The sequence below is a fragment of the Moraxella sp. I5G genome (assembly GCF_055193055.1).
Genome location: NZ_JBUXLH010000005.1, coordinates 56,605 through 82,688 on the forward strand (window position 1 = coordinate 56,605; position 26,084 = coordinate 82,688).

The 26,084-nt window shown below is 36.7% G+C and carries 20 protein-coding genes; 8 read left to right on the forward strand and 12 right to left on the reverse strand.

Annotation, left to right across the window (positions count from 1 at the left end; all coding sequences use genetic code 11):
* Window positions 1-12 precede the first annotated feature (12 nt).
* Complete coding sequence (locus ACZBKJ_RS04050; RefSeq protein ID WP_463199646.1) at window positions 13-5,517, forward strand: UvrD-helicase domain-containing protein; 5,505 nt, start codon at window positions 13-15, stop codon at window positions 5,515-5,517.
* Window positions 5,518-5,548: 31 nt separating this feature from the next.
* On the opposite strand, the gene ACZBKJ_RS04055 is transcribed toward ACZBKJ_RS04050, so the two are convergent.
* From ACZBKJ_RS04055 to pyrC, 4 genes are all read right to left on the reverse strand, one after another.
* Window positions 5,549-7,000: an NAD-dependent succinate-semialdehyde dehydrogenase gene (locus tag ACZBKJ_RS04055; RefSeq protein ID WP_463199715.1), complete on the reverse strand. Its 1,452-nt coding sequence runs from the start codon at window positions 6,998-7,000 to the stop codon at window positions 5,549-5,551.
* Window positions 7,001-7,223: 223 nt separating this feature from the next.
* Window positions 7,224-7,712 carry a YajQ family cyclic di-GMP-binding protein gene (locus ACZBKJ_RS04060; protein WP_463199647.1) on the reverse strand — a complete coding sequence of 163 codons (489 nt, stop codon included), beginning with the start codon at window positions 7,710-7,712 and terminating at the stop codon, window positions 7,224-7,226.
* Window positions 7,713-7,746: 34 nt separating this feature from the next.
* Complete coding sequence (gene rnt, locus ACZBKJ_RS04065; RefSeq protein ID WP_463199648.1) at window positions 7,747-8,418, reverse strand: ribonuclease T; 672 nt, start codon at window positions 8,416-8,418, stop codon at window positions 7,747-7,749.
* Window positions 8,415-9,470, reverse strand: a complete 1,056-nt coding sequence (gene pyrC, locus ACZBKJ_RS04070) for a dihydroorotase (RefSeq protein WP_463199649.1) — start codon at window positions 9,468-9,470, stop codon at window positions 8,415-8,417. The genes rnt and pyrC overlap by 4 nt, the downstream gene beginning before the upstream one ends.
* Before the next feature lie 182 nt (window positions 9,471-9,652).
* Between pyrC and hflX the strand changes: the two genes are divergently transcribed.
* Window positions 9,653-10,984 carry a ribosome rescue GTPase HflX gene (gene hflX, locus ACZBKJ_RS04075; RefSeq protein WP_463199650.1) on the forward strand — a complete coding sequence of 444 codons (1,332 nt, stop codon included), beginning with the start codon at window positions 9,653-9,655 and terminating at the stop codon, window positions 10,982-10,984.
* A gap of 1 nt (window position 10,985) precedes the next feature.
* Here hflX and ACZBKJ_RS04080 read toward each other — a convergent pair whose 3' ends face one another.
* Window positions 10,986-11,636, reverse strand: coding sequence for a hypothetical protein (locus ACZBKJ_RS04080; protein WP_463199651.1), 651 nt, complete (start codon window positions 11,634-11,636; stop codon window positions 10,986-10,988).
* Window positions 11,637-11,788: 152 nt separating this feature from the next.
* On the opposite strand from ACZBKJ_RS04080, the gene ACZBKJ_RS04085 reads away from it, so the two are divergent.
* From ACZBKJ_RS04085 to ACZBKJ_RS04110, 6 genes are all read left to right on the forward strand, one after another.
* Window positions 11,789-12,187, forward strand: a complete 399-nt coding sequence (locus ACZBKJ_RS04085; RefSeq protein WP_463199652.1) for a CidA/LrgA family protein — start codon at window positions 11,789-11,791, stop codon at window positions 12,185-12,187.
* Between the two features lie 53 nt (window positions 12,188-12,240).
* Window positions 12,241-12,948 carry an LrgB family protein gene (locus ACZBKJ_RS04090; RefSeq protein WP_463199653.1) on the forward strand — a complete coding sequence of 236 codons (708 nt, stop codon included), beginning with the start codon at window positions 12,241-12,243 and terminating at the stop codon, window positions 12,946-12,948.
* A gap of 152 nt (window positions 12,949-13,100) precedes the next feature.
* Complete coding sequence (locus tag ACZBKJ_RS04095; protein ID WP_463199654.1) at window positions 13,101-15,560, forward strand: TonB-dependent receptor; 2,460 nt, start codon at window positions 13,101-13,103, stop codon at window positions 15,558-15,560.
* Between the two features lie 126 nt (window positions 15,561-15,686).
* The gene (gene msrAB, locus ACZBKJ_RS04100) at window positions 15,687-17,357 is read left to right on the forward strand and encodes a bifunctional peptide-methionine (S)-S-oxide reductase MsrA/peptide-methionine (R)-S-oxide reductase MsrB (protein ID WP_463199655.1); all 1,671 of its coding nucleotides are present in this window, start codon (window positions 15,687-15,689) and stop codon (window positions 17,355-17,357) included.
* Between the two features lie 490 nt (window positions 17,358-17,847).
* A complete protein-coding gene (locus ACZBKJ_RS04105; protein ID WP_463199656.1) occupies window positions 17,848-18,795 on the forward strand; it encodes a factor H binding protein domain-containing protein in 948 nt (315 codons plus the stop codon).
* A gap of 73 nt (window positions 18,796-18,868) precedes the next feature.
* On the forward strand, window positions 18,869-20,287 hold the full coding sequence (locus ACZBKJ_RS04110; RefSeq protein WP_463199657.1) for a surface lipoprotein assembly modifier: 1,419 nt from the start codon (window positions 18,869-18,871) through the stop codon (window positions 20,285-20,287).
* Between the two features lie 140 nt (window positions 20,288-20,427).
* On the opposite strand, the gene fdx is transcribed toward ACZBKJ_RS04110, so the two are convergent.
* From fdx to ACZBKJ_RS04145, 7 genes are all read right to left on the reverse strand, one after another.
* Complete coding sequence (fdx, locus tag ACZBKJ_RS04115; RefSeq protein WP_463199658.1) at window positions 20,428-20,766, reverse strand: ISC system 2Fe-2S type ferredoxin; 339 nt, start codon at window positions 20,764-20,766, stop codon at window positions 20,428-20,430.
* A gap of 40 nt (window positions 20,767-20,806) precedes the next feature.
* Window positions 20,807-22,669 carry a Fe-S protein assembly chaperone HscA gene (gene hscA, locus ACZBKJ_RS04120; protein WP_463199659.1) on the reverse strand — a complete coding sequence of 621 codons (1,863 nt, stop codon included), beginning with the start codon at window positions 22,667-22,669 and terminating at the stop codon, window positions 20,807-20,809.
* A gap of 180 nt (window positions 22,670-22,849) precedes the next feature.
* Complete coding sequence (gene hscB, locus ACZBKJ_RS04125) at window positions 22,850-23,374, reverse strand: Fe-S protein assembly co-chaperone HscB (protein ID WP_463199660.1); 525 nt, start codon at window positions 23,372-23,374, stop codon at window positions 22,850-22,852.
* Between the two features lie 42 nt (window positions 23,375-23,416).
* Complete coding sequence (gene iscA, locus ACZBKJ_RS04130; protein ID WP_463199661.1) at window positions 23,417-23,737, reverse strand: iron-sulfur cluster assembly protein IscA; 321 nt, start codon at window positions 23,735-23,737, stop codon at window positions 23,417-23,419.
* Between the two features lie 18 nt (window positions 23,738-23,755).
* Window positions 23,756-24,139 (reverse strand): Fe-S cluster assembly scaffold IscU, encoded by a 384-nt coding sequence (iscU, locus tag ACZBKJ_RS04135; RefSeq protein ID WP_463199662.1) that lies wholly within the window; start codon window positions 24,137-24,139, stop codon window positions 23,756-23,758.
* Between the two features lie 218 nt (window positions 24,140-24,357).
* Complete coding sequence (locus ACZBKJ_RS04140) at window positions 24,358-25,581, reverse strand: IscS subfamily cysteine desulfurase (protein ID WP_463199663.1); 1,224 nt, start codon at window positions 25,579-25,581, stop codon at window positions 24,358-24,360.
* Window positions 25,578-26,075 (reverse strand): Rrf2 family transcriptional regulator, encoded by a 498-nt coding sequence (locus ACZBKJ_RS04145; RefSeq protein WP_463199664.1) that lies wholly within the window; start codon window positions 26,073-26,075, stop codon window positions 25,578-25,580. Before ACZBKJ_RS04145 ends, ACZBKJ_RS04140 begins: the two co-directional genes overlap by 4 nt.
* Window positions 26,076-26,084 lie beyond the last annotated feature (9 nt).

Here is a 26,084-nt window from a genome sequence, read left to right on the forward strand (position 1 = left end):
ATATGTGTTATCATGATAGTATCAAAACAATTGGATAATGAAGAGATATTACTACCTGAGTATCTACAACAAAATACTCAAAATTCCTTAACAAAACTTGTTATTGTCTCATCAGCTGATGAATTATTACAATATTTAAAACAGACAAAAGACCCCATTTTATGGTTGGATTTAGAGTTATGTTCCCAAAATGATGTTAAGGATGCATCTGGTTATGACAATAATAAAAATAAACCCACTTGTCAATTATTAAAAGGAGCTATGGTAATTGATAATTACTGTTGCATGTTTGATAAAGAACAGTTTATTTCTTGGCATACAGTCATTATAAAATTGATGAATCAATCCCACTCTCTAGGCGGTCATAATATTATTGATTTTGATTTACCAGAGCTTGTCAAACTTTTTGAAAGTCTAAATAATATAACAATTGATGAACGCATGCTCAATGCATGGCAACAAAAATCCTATGATACGCTTAGATTGTCAAGTTTGTTGTTTCCTCATCAGCCTAGCCATGCACTAAGCAAACTATACAAAGCCAACACTCAAAACAATCATCCTATTTTTGATTGTATAGAAAGTCGATTAATATTTGAGCGGTGCAAGGTGGCATGGGCTCACTTATCCAACGTATGGCAGTCATTATTTTATCAGCTATTGCCAGCTATCAAACCACTCAATCATTTTAAATATGATTTTTTTGAAGTGGCAGATAATCCACTTAACTGGCAGGAATTATTCAGTGATTTACCGGTTGGAGATAAAACGGCATTGATGGATTTTTTAAATCAAAAAATTAAAACTGCCCAAAACTGGAAAAATCTTGGAGCCGCTTGTTTTGTGAGCTGGTTGCGATTTTTTGATAAACCAAGCGCTCGTCGTCCAATTTGGATAATGAAACACGACGTTTTTCAGACGGGTTTTGTGCAAGCTGAACAGCTTTTTTGGCAGAATGATACTCAGAATGAACAAAAATTAAACGATTGGTTGGATACAGAATGTCAGGCGTTTTTTGGTTATAATTTGCGAGATGGTCAAAAAAATATTATTAAAAACATTTTCCAAGACCAAAATATGACTCTTGGTATTTTACCAACAGGTGGCGGCAAAAGTTTATCGTTTCAGTTGCCCGCTTTAATTATGAGTAGATACCATCGCGATTTGACGGTGGTAATTTCACCGCTGCAAGCGCTGATTGAAGACCAAGTCATTGATTTAAAATTAAAACTTGAAAAATCACGTTTTAGCGATTATAAAACACGGATTGGTTATCTAACCGCCAATCAAGCTCCCGAAATACAAAATGAGGTTTTAACTGCTGTATGGCTGGGTCAGGTGGATATTTTGTATTTAAGTCCAGAACGATTGGGTGCAACTTGTATTAAAAAATTATTAAAACACCGCCCGCCTGCGTTTTGGGTGTTAGATGAAGCTCACACCTTAAGCCAATGGGGCATTGATTTTCGCCCTGATTTTTTACGCATTGCTGAACACATTATGGCGTGTTACGGCATCCAATTAAAAGATACCCAATCAAATACACAAGCTGATTTATATCAAACAGACTTATTAGAACAGCTTGAGCGCCCAATAGATTTTACCCCGCCAAAAATTGCCCTAGTCACTGCAACGGCTTCTAAAAAAATTCGTGACGATTTAAAAAAAGAACTAACTGATAAATTAATTCCTTTGGTGGGCGCAACAAAAGATTTGGTGCAATGTGGTGTTAGTTTGGATGATTTTCAGGTGTGGCGAGATAATATTTTGTTGTCTTTTTTAGAAGTTCCTAAAGACAGATACGATAAAAAAACTCAAACTTATACACCACATTATCGCTACACAGAAATTTTAAAAATTATTCTGAAAAGAAAATTGGAATATCAAATCCAGTGCATTGAAGCCAATAAAGAAAATAAAGGCGTGGCTTTGGTTTATGTTCGTAATAGAAAACTGTGTGAAGCGTATGCCAGCGATTTTGCCGATAAAGAGTTAAAAGCTGCTTGTTATCATAGCAAGTTATCCAAATCTCAAAAACAAAATGTCTTATCGCAATTTAAAAATCATGAGCTGGATGTGGTCGTTTGCACAAATGCTTTTGGCATGGGGATTGACAAAGAGGGCATTCATACGGTTATTCATTCGGGTGTACCAAATAATTTAGAATCGTATGTCCAAGAGATTGGTCGTGGCGCCAGAAAAGAAGGCGAAGTTGCGCATGCATATTTGTTGTGGAGTGAAGAAGACATTGAGCTCTTATTTTCTCAAGATAAAAAATCGCGCATTCCGAACGAAAAAACACTTCATGATTGTTGGGAAGTTGTTAAAACAGCTACGACCAAACCTCCAAAAGAATGCTGGATTAACGCTCATTCGTTATCGCCTATTTTACAGATCGACGAACCTGAAGAACTAAATACTCAAATACGTATTGTGCTTTTGGCTTTGGAGCGTCACGGATTATTAAAAGAAAAAGAACGCCAACCTGCCTATATCAGTATTAAACTTTTAAAAAAACCCGACAATGAATTTGGACGAGAATTTGTATTAATTTATCAAAAATTAGTTGAATTGGGCGAGCAATTTGAAAAATCAAATCAGGTACAAAGTCATTATTACTTGCCAGATTTGGCGCAAGTTTTAGGTTATTCGATTAAAGATTTATTAAAAAAAATTGGTAAAATAGTGGAATTTGGTTCAATAGAATGGCAAATCTACTTAGCTATTAAATCCAAATACACCCAAGTTTATCAAAAAACATTATTTAATCGTGCAATCCGTGCATGTTACGCCATACAGCAATGTATTGCAGAGCAAAACTTAGAGGGGCAAGAATCGATTGATGATAATATCGCTTATGATGGCTATACCAGCATTCATGATGGTGCCTTACTAAATTGGATGAAAAAAAATCAAATCAATCTGAAACCAAAAGAAATCTTTGCTGTTTTACGTGCTTTAAATGTGCTTTTTGCGCGTCAAAATCGTTACCAATGGCAGATTGAACCCACACATGAAGTTAAAAATCGTTTAAAACAAGAAGACAAGACACATAGCTGGACATCGTGGCTTGAAATTGCTGAAGAAAATCACCGAAATTTAGAAGAACTTTTTGAATATTTGCAAAGTCATATGCCTGATAAAAAAGGCGCATTAGAATACTTTAATTTGCATGATTTGGCTTTGACATTGCAGCTTAGTTGCCATGACACATTGCTAAGATTGCAAATGCTGCAAAATTTAAACATTATTGAGCTTTCATGCCTTGACGGCTCAAATGAGCTGGTGTTTTTTGTAGAAAAAGGCACAAAAACCAAACTGCATTCAGATGTTGCTTATCAGTATTTAAAAGAGCATTACGATGAACGTTGTCAGAAGATTCATGTATTGTATCACTGGCTAAAAGAAAATAATCCTGACATCAAAAGACAGATGTTGGAAGATTATTTTCGTTATGGTATGCAAAAAATCGTACAAAAATATTTGCCAGAGGATGTGGATTCAACTAAACCTTATTTAAAAAATTATCGTCAGCTTATTTTACCCTCTTGGTTAAGTAACACTCAAAGAAGCATCATCACCAACACCAGTCGCGCATCTCTAGTGCTAGCAGGACCGGGTTCGGGAAAAACCACCGTCGTGGTGCATCGAGTGGCGTATTTATTGATGCAGGAAAATATTGACCCGCAAAAAATACTGATTTTAGCTTACAATCGCATGGCGGTGTATGAGTTAAGAGCACGACTAAAAAAACTGGTGGATAAACATGCAAATGGCGTTACCATCACCACGTTTCATGGGCTTGCAAGAAGCATCATTGACCGTAATGAAAATGATGTATCCCAAGAAGAATTAGCTCCCATTATCAATCACTTAAAAGATGGTAATAAAACCCATAACAATAAACTCATGAGCGAATTAGAAGATGCCGCTCGTTATATTTGGTTGATTGATGAGGCAATACGTACTTTAAAAGAAGACCCTAAGTTTTTCCAATATATTATGGTCGATGAATTTCAAGATGTGGATGAAAAACAATACACCATGATTGGCATGCTTGCTGATTTAAAAATGGTGGATGATGAAGAGCAACATAATGAAAATACTCAAAAATTAGATAAAATAACAGCGAATAAGGATAATTATGAACAGCAAGGCTATTTGATGGTAGTGGGCGACGATGACCAAAATTTATATGAATGGCGTGGAGCCAGTGTGCGCTTTATTCAAGAGTTTGAAAAAAATTATCACATTACCGACAGTCAAAAATTTTATTTATTGGAAAATTATCGCAGTAGTTGTGATATTGTTGAGCTGGCAAATGCCTTCATTGAGCAATCAATACCTCAAAAAAATCGCTTAAAAACTCCTGAGCATGCAGTCATTGCTAAAGGCGACAATCCCAATATGGGCATTCGTTTTGGCGGGTTTGAGCAACCAAAAGGCATTGATATGGCATACTGGTTAAGCTGTGATATTGCTCAGAAACTTAAAAATATGACAGAAACGGGTGAAAAACAAAGCATTGCCGTACTTGCGCCAAGATGGGAAATTTTTGACGCTATTCAACATTATTTGCAGATAGAAGGTATTGAAAGTCAGCGTTTTAATGAGCAGGAAAATCGCTTGCTGCCAGCCAATAGCGTGGTTGGAAGGGCGCTGCAAAATTATATTATGAGCCTGACCGATGAGAAAGCAAGGGAATTTTTGGATGACCTAAATCAAAGCGGGGCAATAAAAGTTTTGGAAGCGTGGCGAAAAAAATATAATTTTAATCCACTGGATAACGCTTGGCAGGCAATTTTACATAATGTATCTAAAGTATCATTATTTAATTTAGACAACTTATTAACCGCTATTAAAACCGCTGAATACGACAATGATAAAGCGGTATCACTGATTACTTATTACAGTGCTAAGGGCATGGAATTTGACCACGTTTATGTTGTTGATGATAGAAATTACTTTGCTGATAATTTGGGTGATTTTCGTTCATTGTATGTGGCATTAACACGAGCAAAACATTCTTTAACCATCTTACAAAACAAAGAACAATATAATCGGGTTTTATGTGATTTACTTTATAAAAATAAAATGGGCGAGATCATGAAAATTGATTTGGTAGAAAAGCCCAAATTTTTGCAGTTTAATCGGTATTTAACATTAAAAGAAATCCATTTAACACCATCTGAATTAACAAAAGATGATGACGCAAGAGCTTTTATTCCACAAACCTTTGCTAAAGATTGGGGGTGTAATACGGTGGATTTAAGTCAAGTTTTTAAAAATGACCACGGTCAGGGTTTTTATTCTAAAAAGAATAGGCTTTTGGTAAAATTTTCCAATTATTTTAAAAAAGAGCCTTACGCTGCAGATGTAAAAATTTTAAGTTTTACCACAACCTATTATTTTCAGCGTGAATTGAGCTATTATCAGCAAGTCGGTTACAACGGCAACGAGCGAGAACATTGTCTAATTATACCGTTTGTAACCATTATTAAGCCGCTAAATCGTTAATTTGCGGATGTATGCAACATAAATGACAACGTTAATGTAAATCAACACACCAATATTTTAAAGTGGTATATTCATCAAGCCCATATTTAGAGCCTTCTCTCCCAAAACCTGACTGCTTGATACCGCCAAACGGGGCAACTTCGTTAGAAAGCAGTCCTGTATTTTGCGCGACCATTCCATATTCTAATTGCTCACTCATGCGCCATGCTAAAGCATAATCTTGAGTATAAAAGTAACTGGCTAAGCCAAAATCACTATCATTGGCAAGTGTTAAGACTTCATCTTCATCATCAAAACCAAAAATTGGCACGATGGGCGCGAAAATTTCTTCATGACTGATAAGCATTTTTGAAGTTAAATTTGTGATGATGGTTGGTTCAAAGCAGTATTGTCCAACTGGGCTGGGATTGCCACCAAGAATTAGTTTTGCGCCTTTATCTAAGGCATCTTTAAGTAGGAATTGAGTTTTTTCAAGAGCTTGCCGATTAATCAAAGTGCTAATGTCTGTATCAGGGTGTAAGCCATTTCCTAATTTTAGTTGTTGAACCTTATTAACCAGTTTGTCAATAAAGATTTCTTTAATGGTGTTTTGAATATAGATTCGGTTTGCGCAAACACATGTCTGTCCAGCGTTACGAAATTTAGAGGCGATAAGCCCATCAACGGCTTTATCTAAGTTGGCATCCTCAAATACAATAAAGGGCGCATTACCACCTAATTCCAAAGATAGTTTTTTTAAGCTGTCAGCGCATTCTGCCATAAGTTTTTTGCCAGTTGCGGTAGAACCAGTAAAAGACAGCTTAGCAATACGTGGGTCTTTGGATAAAATAGAACCAATTTCTGATGAATGACCAGTAACAACCTGCAAAACACCATCTGGCAAGCCTGCAACTTGACCTAAATACGCCAGCGCCAATGCAGTAAAAGGCGTTTGACTGGCAGGTTTTACCAACATGGTGCAACCTGATGCCAAAGCAGGCGCGACTTTTCGGGTAATCATTGCAGCAGGAAAATTCCAAGGCGTGATAGCTGCACAAACACCAATAGGTTGTTTTAACACCAAATAACGTTGCTGACTGCTCTTGCTAGTTAAAACATCACCATCTAGACGTTTAGCTTCTTCAGCAAACCAGCGAATAAAACTATTAGCGTAGGCGATTTCACTTTTGGACTCTTTAATGGGTTTGCCTTGCTCTAACGTCATGATGGTCGCTAAATCGTCGCAATTATCATCAATCAGCTTTGCCCATTGCTGTAAAATTTGACTGCGCTGATGAACACTTTGGTTCGCCCAAGATTTTTGACTGGCTTTGGCATACCCAATGGCTTTTTGCACATCATGGCTGGATAATGCAGGAACGCTGCCTAAAAATTGACCATCAAAAGGATTATGAACAGCGATGGTATTTCCATTGCTGGTTTGCCATTTGCCATTAATCAAACAGGCTTGTTGAAATAAAGCGATATTTTGTAATAAAGTCATCATGACGCGTACCTAAATTAAATGCTGAAGTTTGTTTGGTATATTGCCTTTAGATTATAACAAATTTCTTATTTGTAATGATGATTTTAAAATAGTGATTTAAAAATAATAGGTTAAAATGAACTTTATAAAAAAGACATGGTTAATTATGATTAACCATGTCTGATATTTTATTGAATCACCATTAAAAAAAGCAATTTATCTAAAAATGACTGAAACAATATTAATCTTTAAAGTTATTAAACTGCAAAGGCACTCCAAACGATTTTTCTTTTAAAAATGCCATAACTGCTTGCAGATTATCTTTTTTCTTGTCATTAACGCGAATTTTATCGCCTTGAATGCTAACCGAAGCCTTTAAGTCGGATTCTTTAATGGCTTTGGCAATCTTTTTGGCACTGTCGCTGTCTAGACCATCTTTTAATTTAATCAGCTGTTTTGTGCTTTTTCCTGAAGCTGTCTTGTCTTCTGGTTCTAAAGATTGTAAATCTACACCACGTTTAATTAATTGTTTTTCAAAAATTGCGTATACATTTTCTACTTGCAATTCATTATCAGCGGTAATAGTAACGGTTTTATTTTTTTCATTTAATTCAACATGAATGTCGCTACCTTTAAAATCAAAACGTGTGGCAATCTCTTTTTGAGTGTTGCCAATGGCGTTTTTAACTTCTATTAATTGCAGTTCTGAAACAATATCAAATGAAGGCATATAATTTCCTTAAAAAATAATTTTCATAAAATAATCATTCATTGTTGTCATTTTCATCAGTTTGACCATGTTGTTCAATCAGCATTGAGGTGTGATTAAAAATATGACAAAAAAGTTCTGCGGTTTTTTGAGTATCGTACAAAGCAGAATGGGCATTGTTATTATCAAAATCAATCCCCGCCAAAATGCACGCTCGAGCCAAAACCGTATGCCCTAAAGCCAGCGCTGAAAGACTTGCGGTATCAAGCACGCTAAAGGTATGAAATGGTGAGTGATTTTTGCTATTGGTGCGAGTAATAGCGGCATTGACAAAACCTAAATCAAAATGCGCATTATGCCCAACTAAAATACACTGACGACAGCCATGCTGTTTTTTGAGCTCTTTTAGCGTTTTAAAAATTCGGCGCAAAGCTTTTTTTTCATCTTCAGCAATGGCTTTGCGAAATGGGCTGTTTGGGTTGATTCCTGTAAATTCCAAAGAAGATTTTTCAAGATTTGCCCCAACAAAAGGCTCAATATGAGCATTTAGAGCCTCACCTTGATACAGCTTGCCTTCTTCATTCATTAAAATTGGCACGCAAGCAATTTCAAGTAAGGCATCCGTGCTAGCGTTAAATCCTGCAGTTTCTACATCCACCACTACAGGCATAAATCCGCGAAATCGTTCTGCAAGTGATGTTTTTGATGGCGTGTTAGGCTGGGTCATTGTATGCTCCAAGACAGCGTTTGACCTGCCAAAAGTGGTGTTAAAGTTTTTCCGTCAAGATAAGGATAATTTTGAGGAACAATTTGTTCTTGCTTAACCAGCGTAATGGTGCCGGTATTGATGGGGAATCCATAAAATTCTGCTCCAAAGCGACTGGCAAAATTTTCAAGTTTGTCCAAAGCATGAACGCTTTCAAACGCTTGAGCGTAAAGTGGTAGCGCATGAACTGCCGAATAACAACCAGCACAGCCGCAAGATGCTTCTTTGGTATGAGTGGCGTGTGGGGCTGAATCTGTGCCTAAGAAAAACTTACGATTGCCTGATGTGGCAACTTCCAGCAACCTTTTTTGGTGTTCGCTGCGTTTTAAAATGGGTAGGCAGTAAAAATGGGGTTTGATGCCACCAACCAACAAATCATTACGATTAAATAATAAATGTTGTGGGGTAATTGTAGCGGCAACATTGTCTTTTTGTGCTAAGCAAAAATCAGCGGCATCTTTGGTGGTGATGTGTTCCATAACGATTTTTAAATCGGGAAAATGCTTGATAATTTTGTTTAAAATTTCATCTAAAAAACGTTTTTCACGGTCAAAAATATCCACATCATTATGAGTAACTTCACCATGTACCAAAAGTGGCAGTTCATACTTTTGCATGGCTTCAAAAACATCACTGCGACCTAAGATGTCTGTAACTCCATCGTTTGAGTTGGTGGTCGCGCCTGCTGGATATAGTTTCACGGCTGAAACAATCCCAGACTCTTTTGCTTGTTTGATGTCAATTGCACTAGTGTGGTCAGTTAAATAAAGTACCATGCGTGGATCAAAGGTTTGTTTGCGTTCGTCTTTAATGCTACTTTGATGAAGCGCGTTTAAAATACGAGCGCGATAAGCTTTGGCATCTGCTGCTGTTTTAACCGCTGGGATTAAGTTTGGCATGCAAATCACGCGATTAAAACTTTGAGCGGCATGGGGAACAGTGGTTGATAATGCGTCATTATCACGCAAATGAATGTGCCAATCGTCAGGCTGAATGATGGTTAGACTGGTCATGAGTTGCTCGGGATAAAATGTCTATTATTTAGGGTAAACGGTATTTTGTCAAGTTTTGACAAGTTGGGCAAAGTGATTATTTGTAAAAGGATGATTTTAGAAGAAATTGCATAAATAAATTGGTTTTATCTTATGATTGGTTTACAATCTATAAAATCATTTTAAATAACAATAGGTGTTTTTTGCAATATTTTGACAGACATGAAGGCGGTGAAAACGCCATTTTAGTGCATTTGGATATTTATGATGTGGTTGACCCTGACGACTTAGAGGAGTTTCGTTTACTTGTGCATTCAGCAGGCGCCAATGAGCTTTTGGTGGTTGCAGGTAGCCGAAACAAACCGAATGCTAAATATTTTGTTGGTACAGGTAAAGCCGAAGAAATCGCTGAAAAGGTAGCCGAGTTACAAGCTGATATTGTGATTTTTAATCATAATTTAAGTCCAAGTCAAGAACGAAATCTGGAAAGTTTATTAAAATGCCGAGTGCTTGACCGTACTGGATTGATTTTGGATATTTTTGCTCAGCGTGCCAGAACGTATGAAGGAAAATTACAAGTAGAGCTTGCCCAGCTGAATCATCTGTCCACGCGTCTTGTGCGCGGCTGGACTCATTTGGAGCGACAAAAAGGCGGTATTGGACTTCGTGGTCCGGGTGAAACTCAGTTAGAAACCGATAGACGACTTTTGCAAATTCGGGTAGGGCAGCTAAAAACCAAACTTGCCAAAGTTAAACAAACCCGCCAGCAAGGGCGCAGTCGCCGCCAAAAGTCAGATATACCAACGATTTCTTTGGTTGGTTATACCAATGCAGGCAAATCAACCTTATTTAATCGTTTGACTGATGAAACGATTTATGCAGCTAATCAATTGTTTGCAACGCTTGACCCAACATTGCGCCGAGTAAACTGGTCAGGTGTGGGTAATGTGGTTTTGGCAGATACGGTTGGGTTTGTGCGTCATTTACCTCATGAGTTGGTGGAAAGCTTTCATGCTACGTTAGAAGAAACGTTACAGGCTGATTTATTATTGCATGTGATTGATGCATCCAGTGAAGACATGCACGCTCAAATTGCTGCGGTTAATGATGTGTTGCAACAAATTAAAGCCGATGCCCCTGTACTTTTGGTTTATAACAAAATTGATAAAAGCGGTGAAACGCCTGCAATCTATTACCAAAATCCCAACCTTCCAAGTCGGGTTTATGTATCTGCTAAAGATGGATTGGGTATTGATAAGCTGATTTATGCTGTTGGTGAGCTGTTAAGCGGCAGACTCGCTACCTACCATTTAACATTGCCTTATGATGCAGGTAAGCTAAAAAACGCATTGCATGAGCTTGGGGTTATTCAAAAAAGCGATTATGATGAGACGGGGCATGAGTGTTTAACCGTTGTGCTGGCAAACGATACTTTAAAAACATTATTGGGCAAATACCAAATTAATCCTTTTGATGTTCTATCACCTCACGAAGCCAAAACGATGTTACCTATTTTGGAAGATTTTGAAAAATAAACTAACTTTGTTCAGCTATTACCAGTTTTTCTAGCCGTTCCAGAGCTTTGATAACATCTTGCTTGTATTGAGCGGATTTTATCCAAGCAGGCAGGCGTGCAAAGTAACTGCTATTACTGGTTTGGGTTAAACGTTCACGCAAATCGGCGGTGATGTATTCTTTGAATTCTTTTAAATGAGCAGGATTGTACACACAAATAACCCCGCGTCTTGTGGGTGTTTGTAAATACAATGAAAAACCATAAACAGTAAGGGTTATATCGTCAGGATAATATTGAACCACATCACAGCGATGAATGGTAAAATGGGACGTTTTTTGACAAATAGGACAGGTGATGGACAGGGTTTTGGGAACAGTAATTTGATTTTTGGGCAGTGTTTTTTTTAACAGCAGCTGATTTCCACAGTAATGACAACGCTCCCGATGGCGAACTTCTTGTTTTTGTATATCGCCAATATAGGTTGGATTGGTGTGGGTGTCAAATACAAACCCACAAGAGCAGTGTACAATACAAGTAATGTGATGGCATTTTTGACAACGAGTTCTTTTATATTCTGTTTTTTGGTGACATCTTGGGCAATGTACCCACAAAACATCCAAAAATTGCCAATCCATCTGACCCGTATCTAAATGTCGTTTTGGTAACGTCATATTTTCTCTTCATTATCAATTATTTTAATCATTTTACTAAAAAATAGCGAACATTTCTATCTTGTTGCTTTTTAACTCTTTTATCATCGTGTTACTATACCATTTACCGTTACAAAAAAACTGACCACTCAATTAAAATAAAGGAGAAAACCATGAAACCTGTTTATCACTCACCAAGTTTTTGGTTTGGCATGCTGGCAACGGTCATTATTGTAGTAACGGTGCGTGAAACAGCTTTGTATATTTGTACTCTTTTAAAAATGCCAACCGCTGCAAATATTGTTGGACTGGTTACGTTGTTTTTGATATTAATGGCGTATCGTTTTGTCAAAGGCGGATTGCCTTCATGGTTGAGTTATTCTGCTAGTTTATTATTGGTGGATAGCGGTTTTGCCTTTTTGCCTGTATCAGCGGGGGCAGGTATTTTAATGTTTGGACTGGGTTTAGAATTTTGGGCGGTGTCTTTAACAATTATAATCAGCGTTGTATTGCCGCTTTGGTTTGTGGCAAAACTTGCTCAAGCATGGCTTGTTAATGAAAAAAATCCTTAGAAAATAAAAAGATAGCCAGTAACTACAATCACAGCCATCAAAAGGAAATGGATATGCAAAATATAACAACACAAATTGATAGTATGTTAATGATAATGGCATTTGCAATTACATTGATTGCTCATATAGGCGCAAAATATGTGCTGCATTATCTTAACCGCTACATTCGTGGCATTCCAATGATTATTATTGCGATTTGTTTGACGCTGATTTTGTTGTTTGTTGTGCAAGTACCTTATCAAACTTATTATGCCCACGCCAAACCAGTTTTCGACCATTTGTTGGGATATAGTACGGTCTTATTGGCAGTGCCTTTGGCAGTTATGGATTTTAAAGGTTTGCCCATCAAAAAATTATCTGCAATTGTGATTTTAGCCAGTATTATTGGGGCAGTTTTGCCGATGTCTTTGGCGTATGTTTTTGGACTAAGTTACGATACCTTTTTGGCGTTTGCAACTCGCTCTGTAACTACGCCTGTGGGCTTATCCATCGCACAAATTATCAATGCGCCATTGGTGATGGCAAACTTAATCATTATTGTATCAGGTATTTTGGGGGCAGGTATTTGTCGATTGCTTTTTTTGAATATAGAGGATGATAGAGCAAAGGGGCTATCTTTAGGGTTGGTAGCTCATGCCATTGGTACGGTAGAAGCTTGGCAAATTAGCCCAATAGCAGGACGCTATGCAGCGTTTGGATTGGCAATTAATGGACTGGTTACGGCAGTGTGGTTGCCAGTAGCTATTATATGGATTTTTTAGAATTTATTTCTGCTAATTTGATAGTTGGTCATTTACATAATCATAAAAGAGTTTGAAAATATAGCAAAATATCTTTATTAATACTTTACATTTTTAATGTAATGATATAACATACCTTCCAATTTTTTACTGGGATAAAAGTTGGAAGTAGTATGAATCATAGTTATAAGGCGTTATATGCGTCATTATTTTTGATGGGATTTGCCAGCGAATCACTTGCACAAACAGAGGTTATACAAACTGACTCGGTATTAACTGATACAGTATTAACGAACACAGCAGGTGAAATGCAAGCATCAGATAATACCGAACAAAATTTTGTACGTTTACAAGATGTATTCATCACCGTAGAAAGAAAAAAAATGCATGGTAGCCTGTTACAAGGCAAAATGGGCGTTAGTGAAAAAATCATTGATAAAGACGTGCTAAAACAGCGCGGCGTAAATTTGGGCGATGCTTTATCTGATGAGCTGGGTATTCATGCTAGCAATTTTGGTGGTGGCGCATCTGCTCCTGTGATTCGCGGACAAGAAGGTAAGCGTATTAAAATCCTAAACAGTGGTAGCGATGTATTAGATATGTCAGCTATGTCGCCTGACCATGCGGTAACAGTAGATAGTATGTTGGCAAGCCAAGTAGAGGTTTTGCGTGGAGCAACCACATTGCTTTATAGTTCAGGTAACTCAGCAGGCGTGATTAATGTTGTGGGCAATAAGATTCCTGATAAATTGCCCAAAAAAGCCATAGAAGGCGAAACTGGAGTGCGCTTTAACACCGCAGATAAAGAAAAGCTGGTAACAGGAGCGTTTACTGCCAAACTTGGTAACCATCTGGTGGCAAATGTTCAAGGTCTTTATCGCGACACAGATGATTATAAAACTGCCAGTTATACTTATCAGGGTCAAGAACATAAAAAACTTGCTAATAGTTTTGCTGATAGTAAAAGTGGTAGTTTTGGCATATCATGGGTTGGCGATAGAGGTTATTTAGGAGCATCCTACGGTCAACGACGTGATAAATATGGATTACCTGCGCACTCGCATTTATATGACAATTATTATTTGCATGTGATATTAACTGAAGCATTTTGGCCCCAGAAAAAACCCTATTTAAAACATTATCCGTTTTTAATGGATGAAACCGATATTGATTATAATAACCCCGGTTTAGATTGTATTAAAAAAAGTTGGCACAGTCATGGTCACACTTGTGGGCACAATCACAGTCATGACAGTGCAAGCGATTCTCATAATCATAGCCACCACGACAATCCACACATTGCTTTAAATACCAAAAGTTTTGATGTTCGTGGAGCATTGCAAAATCCTGTAAAATTTTTACAAACCATTCAGTTTCACGCAGGTGAAACCCATTATCGCCATGATGAAAAAACGGGTTCCGAAGTCGATAATGCCTTTAAAAACAAAGGTCATCAAGCTCGCCTTGAGTTTATTCAGACACCCATTGGTAGATTGACAGGTGGTTTTGGTTTTAGTTATTTATCACAAAAAAGTCATGCGTTAGATGGGCATGTTTTAGAATACAAGCGTCAGCATTTGCTTCATGACCACAAAGCGGATAAAAAAAGTTTTTTTGTGGTTGAGCGTTTGACTTGGGATAAATTAAATTTAGATTTTGGAACACGCATAGAGAAACAAAAAATTGCTATGGATTATAATCTAGATTTAGAAGATTATGAAAAACCACCAAGCGATGTTACCAAACCTCACAAATCCACTGCGCATTCATACGTTGTATCGCTTAATTGGATGCCTGATGATAAAAATAAATTTACTCTAACCACATCGCACCAAGAGCGGTTGCCAACAGCTCAAGAGCTTTATGCTCATGGAAAACATTTGGCGACAAATGCATTTGATGTTGGCAATAAAAACCTAACCAAAGAGCGCTCTAATAATATTGAATTGGGGTGGGCATTTACTGGCAATAGATGGGATACATCCATTAGCGGTTATTATAACCATTTCTCCAATTACATTTATTCAGCAACTTTAAATAATAAATTATGTGTAAATCGACGCTGTACCCGTTCTTTGAGCAGTGAATTTCCTTTGCAATTAAATCGTTATAACCAATCCAAAGCTCGTATTTATGGCGTTGAAGGGCAGATTGGTTATCAGCTGACCCCAGATTATCATGTATCCGTATTTGGCGATTATGTACGTGGCAAATTAAAGGATTTACCATCACTGCCTACAGGTTATAAATACGCTTACGATGACGAAGGTAATTTTGCGGGGCTTGTTCCTTTAAGCCTTTCTAAACAACCTGATGGCAATGCGCCACGCATACCAGCTGCTCGTTTGGGCATGCGTGTTCAGGCACGTTTATCAGACCATCTAAAAGGACAATTGCAATTTTACCGTGTATTTAGTCAAAATAAAGTGGCAATACTTGAAAATCCAACCGCAGGGCATAATATGCTCAATGCAGGTTTGAGTTACGATGGCGTTTGGGGCGGTCAAAACTATACAGTGTTTATCAATGCTGATAATATCTTAAATGCCAAAGCTTATAATCATGCGTCATTTTTGCCATATATTCCCCAAAGTGGTCGCAGTGTTAATATGGGGGTGAATTTTAAGTTTTAGAGTTTTGGATTTAAAAGTTTTAAATTTTAAAATTGATTCTTATGCTAAATCAATGGGTTTGGCATAAGAGCATCAAACTATCTATGTTATAATATAGCATCTTAATTTGATAACTGGATGTGCGTTATGTTGATAAAAACCATCTATAAAATTATGGTAGGTGCTATATTAACCAGTGGGCTGTTTGGACTTTCAGCGTGTCAAAAAATGGACGCGAAGGAAGTTGCAACCAGACCCAACAAAAATGAAATTTTGCCACATAAAACCTTACAAACCCTACAAGCATTAAAACAATTAAACCCCAAATTACCCCAAAAAACCATTGACCCAAATAAGCCAACCGTGATTAAATTTTGGGCTAGCTGGTGTCCTTTGTGTTTATCAACACTTCAAGAAGCTAATGACTGGACCAAAGCTTATCCACAAATAAATTTTGTGAGTGTAGCCAGTCCAAATCAACTAAATGAAAAATCATTAGAGGATTTTCATCAGTGGTATCAAGCAGTAAGCGCAGATTATCCTGATTTGCCAGTATTGGTTGACCCTAAAGGACAACTTATTAAACAATTTGCAATACAAGTATATCCAAGTTTTGCCATTTTGGATAAAAAAGGTAATTTGGTAACGTTAGTACGAGGCAATCTGAGCCAAGAGCAAATGACGGCGCTAGCAGCTGAAGCAAGTAGTGATTTTGTTAAACTTAAAGCATTAAACTCATCAACCACTCAAACAATCCATCAACCAGAGGATAAAAAGATGCCAATTTATTATCAAAACGATGGTAAAACTCCCATCAATACTCGCACTATTTATCTAGCAGGGGGCTGTTTTTGGGGTCTTGAAGCGTATATGGAGCGTGTAGAAGGGGTGGTTGATGCGGTATCTGGCTATGCAAATGGCAATACTCAAAATCCAAGTTATCAGGAGGTAATTCAAGGTTCAGGACATGCTGAAACGGTTAAAGTAACCTACGATGCTGATAAAACCAATTTGGCAACCATTTTAGCGTATTATCTAAAAGTGATTGACCCAACCAGTCTAAATCAACAAGGCAACGACAAAGGCAAACAATATCGCACCGGCATTTATTATACTCAGGCTTCTGAAAAAGCTATTATTGATAAAGCGCTCAAAGAGTTGCAAAGTAAGTATAAAAAACAAATCGTTGTGGAAAATTTACCACTGGATAATTTTTATCAAGCAGAAGACTACCATCAAGACTATCTCACCAAAAATCCCAACGGCTATTGTCATATTGATGTAAGTTTGGCATACGATAAAATTCCCATCATTCATGAAGAGAAGTCAACAAAAACCAAACTCGCGCCAGCAAATACTCTAGATGAAGCATTAGACCCAAAACGTTATCAAAATTATGATAAACATCTATCCCACTTGAGTAAAAGTCAATACGCCGTTACTCAAAATGGCGATACTGAACGAGCTTTTAGTCATCAATATGATGATTTGTTTGATAAAGGAATTTATGTGGATATTGTTAGTGGTGAGCCTCTGTTTCTTTCTGTGCATAAATTTAATTCAGGATGTGGTTGGCCAAGTTTTACCCAGCCTGTTAATCCTGAAGTTATTACAAAACATCAAGACACTAGTTTTCATATGATTCGCACCGAAGTACGTTCACGAGTTGCAAATTCGCACTTAGGACATGTTTTTGATGATGGTCCAAAAGATAAAGGTGGATTAAGATATTGCATTAATGGTGCTGCGTTAAAATTCATTCCTATAGAAGACATGCAAAAAGAAGGTTATGGAGTATTTATAGAATTATTAAACTAATTGATTCACTAAATAAGATTGCTGATGTTGTTTTAATTTGGTATTTGTAAATAAAATTTTATTAATATGTTAAAACTATCGTTTTAATTATCTTTTTTTATAATGAATGACTATCAGCAATCTTATATTTATAAAATAATCTAAAATTTTTAAAATAAAAAAATAGATTAACTAAAAATAATAGATATAAATATAGATTTATTAACTAAATTCAATTTAATATAAAAAAATAATAAGTTAATTAATAATTAAAAAATTATGATATTTATTATAATATTTATTTATAAATTATTTTTTGATATTAAAAATTAACTAATTTTACTATATTTTTTTAATTAAATAAGTTGCTTGGTTTAAATTTGTTTAAATTTATATTTACATTCATTTAACAAAAAATAATTTAAATGTAACATTATAAAATTGAATAAAAATTATCCCAATCATCTTTGCATGGAAATTATAGAAAATATATTTATTTTGTAATATAATAATGATAAATAAGAATAAGGCATCTATAAAAAAAGATGCTATGACAGGTGCATATGATTTATTTGTATGCCAATTTGATTGGGAGTTTATAATGAAAAAATATCACTTATTTGGTTTGTCTGCGTTAACAGTCGCTATGTTATTAACTGGTTGCAGCTCTGGTGGCAAATTAGCTGAAGCGATTGTTCCTAATAAACCAACAGTTAAAGGTCATTATGCAGCTTTAAAAGTTGATTCTGACCATGAATCTGATGGTGGATTATTACCAGATGACCAATCCAAAATAACCATTACAGACGATAGCAAACAAGAGTCTGAAAAAATAAAAACTTACAGCAAAGGGCAATCTATCGATATCGCCAATAAATATTTGGATAAAGTCACTGCCTTGCCTTATGAGATGGTTTATGAAGATCAGGTAAAAGAAGGTGGAAATTTATTAATTTATAAACAAAACAACTCTGTTACATCTATGCTAGAGCCAACTTATCGTAAGTTTCCTGATGGTACAAATATGAGAAATTTAGATAATGCTTGGCGAGGTGTCAGTGTGCAAGGTAACAGAACATCTGAATCAAATATTACCGCCAATATCAACAAAAAAGCTAAAATTACCTATGAAGGTCAAGCATTTACAGGTTCTGACAATCAATCTGGAAAACTGCGTTATACCATTGATTTTGAAAATAAAACAGGAAGTGGTTCTATTACCAACTTAAAAGGCGAGAAGCTACAAGATGGAATACACCTTGAAAAAAGCAGTTTGCAGAAAGACCGCTTGGGTCATCACAGTATTCAAGGAAAAACCAGGGTAGGTGCAGAAGCCCAAGAAAGAGGCAGTTATAGCCTAGGTATTTTTGGTTCAAATGCTGAAGAAATTGCAGGCATTGCAACAGTTGATACAACAACCGTTGGTTTTGCTGGTAAAGAGACTAGTAGAACACAATAATTAAAATCAATGCAAAAAAAGGTTACTGCTAACGTGGTAACTTTTTCGTTGCGCATGACCAATGCAGAATCGTATGAGCTGTTTTGTTTATTCCACCCAAAGATTGTTATTTATGATGGCATGTTTATGCTGCGTTAATGCGTCTTGGGCTTATTTAAATGATAAGGATTTGCATTCTAATTTAACCAAAGAGCAATTGCAAGAAAAAATTAGACAGCATCAAGAACAACAAGTGATTTTGGAAAACTCAGATACACCAAATCAAAATTTCGTTAGTTTATCCAATAATGAATTATTGATGTATCAGTTAAATACTGCTTTAAATAATCAAAATATTGAAGAGATTAGACGGTTATTGCCAATATATGAAAAAACTACCAATCCAGATAAAATATTGATTTATTTTGCCAAAGCTTTTTTGGCACGGCAAGACCATCATTTTAAATTAGCCGTGAATTATTATCAAATAATTTTGCAAGAAAATCCAGAATTAATACCAGTAAGAGTTTATATGCTTCTGCCTTTAATTCAGGACAAACGTTATCATGATGCCAAAAAACAAATTACATATATAAAAAATAATAAAAACGTTCCAAATGATATATTGGAATTAATACAAGATTATGAGCAGACCATAAATAAAAGACAAAATATAAAAGCTAATTTTTCCATGCGATATTTGGCAGATAATAATATCAATAATGCCCCTAAAAATAATCGTTGGGGCAATTGGCAGCTACCTACAGCGGACAAAGCTCAGGGTATTGGTGTGGATGTATATGCGCTAAAAAATCATTCTTTAAGTGGGCATCTAGCGAGCAAAACCAGCTTTAGTGTCTATAGTAAAACCTATCATAACAATCGAAAATATAATGACTTAACCCTGCGTGCGAGCAGTGGTTTGGCAGTGCGCGATGCAACAAAAGAAATTGCGCTGATGCCATTTTTTGAAAAGCGAATCTATGGTAATCACAATTATTGGAAAAGTATGGGGGTAAGACTGCAAGGGTCAGCGCCTTTTTCTGAAAAAATGGATGGGTTTTTTGTATTACAATATGCCAAAAAACAGCACAATCAGCGAAAATTTTTAGATGGCAGTATTTGGAGTGCTTCCATGACGGGTGTGTATAATATTAACGCATCTTGTTATGCAAACATTGGCAGTGATTATGTGGATGAAAACACCCAAGATTTAAGCGAAAGTTACCAAAAATGGTCGTTAAGAACTGGTTTTGGCTGCCAAAATCAAACCATTGGTACAGAGATGGGTTTAAATTTTACTAAAAAACTCTACGATTCTGATGATTTATTTGGCATTCGCCGTAAAGATAAAGATTATGAGGTTTGGCTGTCCGTTTATAGTCCAAAAATTCATTGGCAAGGTTTCACTCCTAAAGTTATCACATCCTACCAACATACAGACAGCAACCACTTTTTGGGTCAAGTAAATGATAAAAAAGAAATTTTTTTAGAAATTGAAAAACGTTTTTAATCAATTATGGGTTGTCAAACCATCGCTTCTAACGTTGATTATTTTTAATGCCGTGTCTTTAAACAAATTTTTATCTAAAAACGTATGGATGATAAGAGCTGTTTAAATTATACGGCATTTTCCAAATCACACCTTGGCAATCAGTGATTTTCTTTGGCATGATTTAGAGTGTATTTTGGAATTTCTATGGTTAAGTCAGTATCTTGAACCACACACTGGCACGATAAACGAGAATCGGCTTCAAGTCCCCAAGCTCTATCCAAAAGATCAGCTTCAATATCATCCATTTCATCCAAACTGTCAAAGCCTTTACGTACAATCACATGACATGTCGTACAGGCTTTTGACATATCGCAAGCATGTTCAATTTTTATACCACGCTCTAAAAGCCCTTCACACAAATTTTCACCACTATTTAGTTCAACCGTTGCGCCTTGTGGACAGATTTCATGATGAGGAAGTAGGGTTACAGTTACCATAAATAATCACTTTTAAAATAATTAATTTTAATAAATAAAATTACCAATCGCTTGCTTTAGTTCCAGCTAAGGCTTGCTTGATGTTTTGATTCATAATAATTGAAGCAAAATTATCACTTAAAGGTTTTAATGCTAAAATTGCTTGATTTAGCATGGCTTTATCTTGACCATTAATCGCATCTTGCACCAGAGCAATTTTTTCTTGTAAAGTTTTTTGTTCTTTGGTATCTAGCAATTGACCAAATTCACTTAACGCTGATTGCAGTGCTAAAATTTCACGTTCAGCCTCTACTTTTGTTTCTATCAATGCTCGATTTTCTTTATCGGTCTTAGCATGAATAAATCCCGCTTGCAACAGTTGTTCTTGTTGTTCTTGGCTTAATCCATAACTTGGTGTTACAGCAATTTGACTGCTTTTTTTGGTAGTTGTTTCCATTGCTGATACAGTCAGCTGCCCATTGGCATCCACATTAAAGGTAACCTCAATGCGCGCCAATCCTGCCTTCATTGGCGGTATGCCAAACAGTTCAAAGCGTGCCAAACTTCTACAGTCAGCCACAGTATCTCGTTCACCTTGAACAACATGAATCATCATGCCAGTTTGACCATCTTTATGGGTAGTAAAAATTTGCTTACGGGTTACAGGAATTGGAGTGTTTCTAGGAATGATAACTTCAGTTAAGCCGCCCATAGTTTCAAGCCCTAAAGACAAAGGGGTAACATCAAGTAAAAGTAGATTATCGCTGTCTTTGTTAATAAGTTGATGAGCAACTCTGGCTGCACCTAATGCAACGACTTCATCTGGGTTTAGTGTGCATAGGGGCTGTTTGTCAAAAAATTGATAAACCGCTTCACGAATGATGGGCATGCGAGTAGAGCCACCAACTAAGACGATTTCATTTAGGTCAGCTTTGGTTAGTTTAGCATCCAGCAAAACCTGATTGCAAACTTGCAAAGTGCGCCGTATAACAGGCTCACAAATATCTGTTAAAATCTTATTATTCATCATAGCATGAATTGTTTTATCAGCAATTTGCGCATCAACCACCACCGCATGACTGCTTGATAGCGTTTGTTTGTAGGATTTAGCAAGTTCAGCAAGTTCAGCTTTATCAGCATTTGTAAAAGATTGTGGATCAAAATTGGCTGACTTTATTAACCAATTAGCAATCAAACGGTCAATATCATCGCCGCCTAAAGCACTATTACCACCTGTTGCCAGTACTTCAAATACACCGTCTTTAAGCCGTAAAATAGAAACATCAAAAGTGCCACCTCCCAAATCATAAATCAGATAATTACCAGTTTTGGCGGATTTATCCAGTCCATAAGCAATGGCAGCGGCAGTCGGTTCATTGAGTAGACGCAGTACAGTTAAACCAGCAGCAACACCAGCATCTTTAGTAGCCTGTCTTTGGGCTTCATCAAAATAGGCAGGTACAGTAATGACTGCGCCTTTGATGCTGTTTTTGGGCAATGCTGCTTCAGCATGATTTTTTAGGTAAGCCAAAATATGCGCAGACGTCTCAACAGGGGATTTATCACCTTGAGCAGTTACAAAAGACACCATAGAATCGCTATTTTGGGTGTCAGAGAGTTGATAGGGGTGGGAAAATTTAATATCGTTTTTGGTGCGACCCATAAAGCGTTTGGCAGAAACTATGGTATTTTGTTTGTCATGAAAAGACAACGCTTGATGACCAACAATAGGAACGCTACTTTTTTCACCATAATAAACCACTGATGGCAACAAAGCATGATTGCCAAAATGCAATACATTGGCTTGACCTGAACGCACCACCGTAACTAATGAATGTGTTGTGCCCAAATCAATACCAAGAGCGTAGGCATGTTCATGGGGATTTTTAGATTGATTGGGTTCGCTGATTTGAAGTAGTGCCATAATCGTAATTTTTCTAAATTGGCTAAAATATTAAAATATTAATGAAATATTGATAAAATTTGCTTGGTATTTTTAAAAACATTCAGTATCTGTGATGAAAACAAAAAATCCAACTTAAACAATTTGATGATTTATAAATTAAGATGATTTATAAATTAAAAAGTCCATCAATACATAAAATTAAACGTACAAATCATCAATATCATCAGATTGATTAAAACTGGATTGTTTGACAGTAATACTGTTGCGTAAATTACTTAAAAAGTGCAATTTTTGAGCATTTTGTACCGCAATCTGCCAATTTTTTTGCTGGTAGGCTTGGTAAAAAGCTTGACAATAATAAGCTAATTTTTCATCAACAACTGTTTGTAATGTTATCACATCTGTTAAGGTGTTCGCATCTTCTAAATCCATGCGAACTTCCATCATCTCGCCCAAAAATACAGAATCGTCAATTGAAGCACCAATCTGGGCATCGACATTTGCCAATTCTAATAAATAAATGGCTCGGCGGTCATCACAGATAAGTATATTGTAGGCGTGATTAATCAGACTTGCGTTTGTTTCAGCATCGTTGGTTTGGCTGTTGTCGGGGTGATACTTTTTTTGCAGTGCCAAAAAGCGATTTTTAAGTGTATTTTTATCAATCAAAAAATCAATAGGCAAATCAAATAAAGCAAAAAAATTGTTATTTTGAATGCTCATGATATGCCCCTTGTCAAAAACGCATGATGGTTAAAAAACATATTACACCGAAAAAGACTCGCCACAACCACATTCACCAGTTTGGTTGGGGTTGGTAAATTTAAAGCCAGAATTAAGACCTTCAGTTACATAATCCATTTTTAAACCATTTAGATAAATCAGGCTTTTTGGGTCAACAAAAACTTTTACATCTTGATTGTGAAAGACTTCATCGTTTGGGTCAGGTGTATCCACAAATTCCAGTACATAAGACAGCCCCGAACACCCCGAAGTCTTTACGCCAACACGAATGCCTTCGCCATGTCCACGATTTTGTAGAAACTCTCTAATATGGGCAATTGCTGCAGGGGTCAGTTCTATCATAAAAACTCCAAAATGAAATTAGGCTTGGTGTTTGGATTGATAATCTTTAATGGCTGCTTTAATGGCATCTTCTGCCAATACTGAGCAGTGTACTTTGACAGGTGGCAAAGCAAGTTCTTCAGCAATGTCTTTGTTTTTGATGGCTTCGGCTTCATCTAAGGTTTTACCTTTTAGCCATTCTGTAACCAAAGAGCTAGAAGCAATCGCTGAGCCACAACCGTAGGTTTTAAAGCGAGCATCTTCAATAATACCCTCATCATTAACTTGAATTTGTAAACGCATTACGTCGCCACAAGCAGGCGCACCCACCATGCCTGTACCAACATTTTTGGCATTTTTATCCAAATTGCCTACATTTCTTGGGTTTTCATAATGGTCGATTACTTTGTCAGAATATGCCATGTTTTTCTCTCTTTTGCTAATACTGGTTTAAGATTGGCTATAATTACTCATTGAATTTTGCTATCTAATATCAATTTTTTTAGAGTGTATTGAAGATAAGTTTTGCACAGATGTTTACCAAGGTTTGTTTGGGATTTTCTTAATTGTTTTTAAGAAAATCCCATTCTTTATCAAACCACATGAAAGATAAGTGGTTGATAATCAATCGTGTCGCCAAATTAATGTTCTTGCCATTCTACACTATTTAAATCAATGCCTTCTTTAAACATATCCCAAAGCGGGGAAAGTTCGCGAAGTTTATGGACTGCATCATGAATTTGTGCTAACACACGGTCAATGTCTTCTTCGGTAGTATAACGACCAATGCTAAAACGAATGCTTGAATGAGCAAGTTCATCAGGACGACCAATAGCACGCAGTACATAAGATGGTTCAAGTGTTGCAGAGGTGCAAGCAGAACCAGACGATACCGCTAAATCTTTTAGGCTCATCATCAGTGATTCACCTTCTACAAAGTTAAAACTGACATTGATAATATTAGGAATGCCGTGTTCTAAACTACCATTAAGATAAACTTCCTCAATACTTTGCAAGCCATTCCATAATTTATCACGCAGATGTTTGATATGCGCATGGTCTTGATCAAAACGTTTAACTGACAATGCAAATGCTTCACCCATACCAACAATTTGGTGAGTAGGTAGGGTGCCTGAACGCATGCCACGCTCATGACCGCCCCCATGTTGTTCAGCTTTGATGCGTACGCGAGGTTTGCGGCGAACATACAGTGCGCCAATGCCTTTAGGTCCATAGATTTTATGAGCAGAAAAACTCATCAAATCTACTTTTAATTCCTCTAGATTGATTTTAATCTTACCAACTGCTTGGGCGGCATCCACATGAAACAATACGCCTTTTTCACGTAAAAACTCTCCAATGGCTTTGATATCGGTGGTCGTGCCAAGTTCATTATTAACCGCCATTAGGCTAACTAAGATGGTATCATCACGAAGTGCGTTTTTAACTTGCTCTAAATGAATTAGTCCTGTACCAGCTTCTGGAGTTAAATAAGTGATTTCAAAACCCTCTTGTTCAAGATGACGACAAGTATCCAAAATGGCTTTGTGCTCAATGGCACTGGTAATGATGTGTTTGCCTTTGGTGTGATAAAAGTGTGCAACTCCCTTTAAAGCAAGGTTGTCAGACTCTGTTGCACCTGATGTAAAGACAATTTCACGGGGGTCGGCACCAACAGTTTCAGCGATTTGCAGGCGAGCGTTTTCAACAGCCTCTTCAGCTTGCCAGCCAAATCCATGGGAACGGCTAGCAGGATTGCCAAAAATTCCATCAAAAGTCATGTATTTCACCATTTTTTCAGCGACTTCTTCAGCAACTGGTGTGGTGGCGGCGTAATCTAAGTAAATAAGAGAATTTTGGCTCATGCTGGTGTTGTTCCAATTAAGTTAATGTTAGAAATATAAGAATTTGCCTCTTTGGTTGCATCTTGACGGTTGGCAACCATGTGGGTATGTTTTGAGTTTAATAATTCAGCAAGGGTTACTTGACTTAGATAGTTTTCAATATGTGCTGATAAATTGTGCCATAATTCATGAGTTAGACAGACTGCCCCATTTTGGCAATCACTGCGACCGCCGCATTGCATGGCATTGACACTTTCATCAACGGCACTAATTATGCTCATAATATCAATTTGGTCTAATGATTTTGCCAAATGATAACCCCCCGAAGCCCCTCGAGTGCTACTAACCAGCCCTTTTTTTCGGAGTTTGGAAAAAAGTTGTTCTAGATATGAAATGGAGATGGATTGACGTTTGGCAATGTCTGATAACGATATTGCACCCTGATGACGGCTTTCTTGTACTGCCAAATCAAGTAGGGCGGTAACCGCATAGCGTCCACGAGTTGTTAATCGCATAAGAAAAAT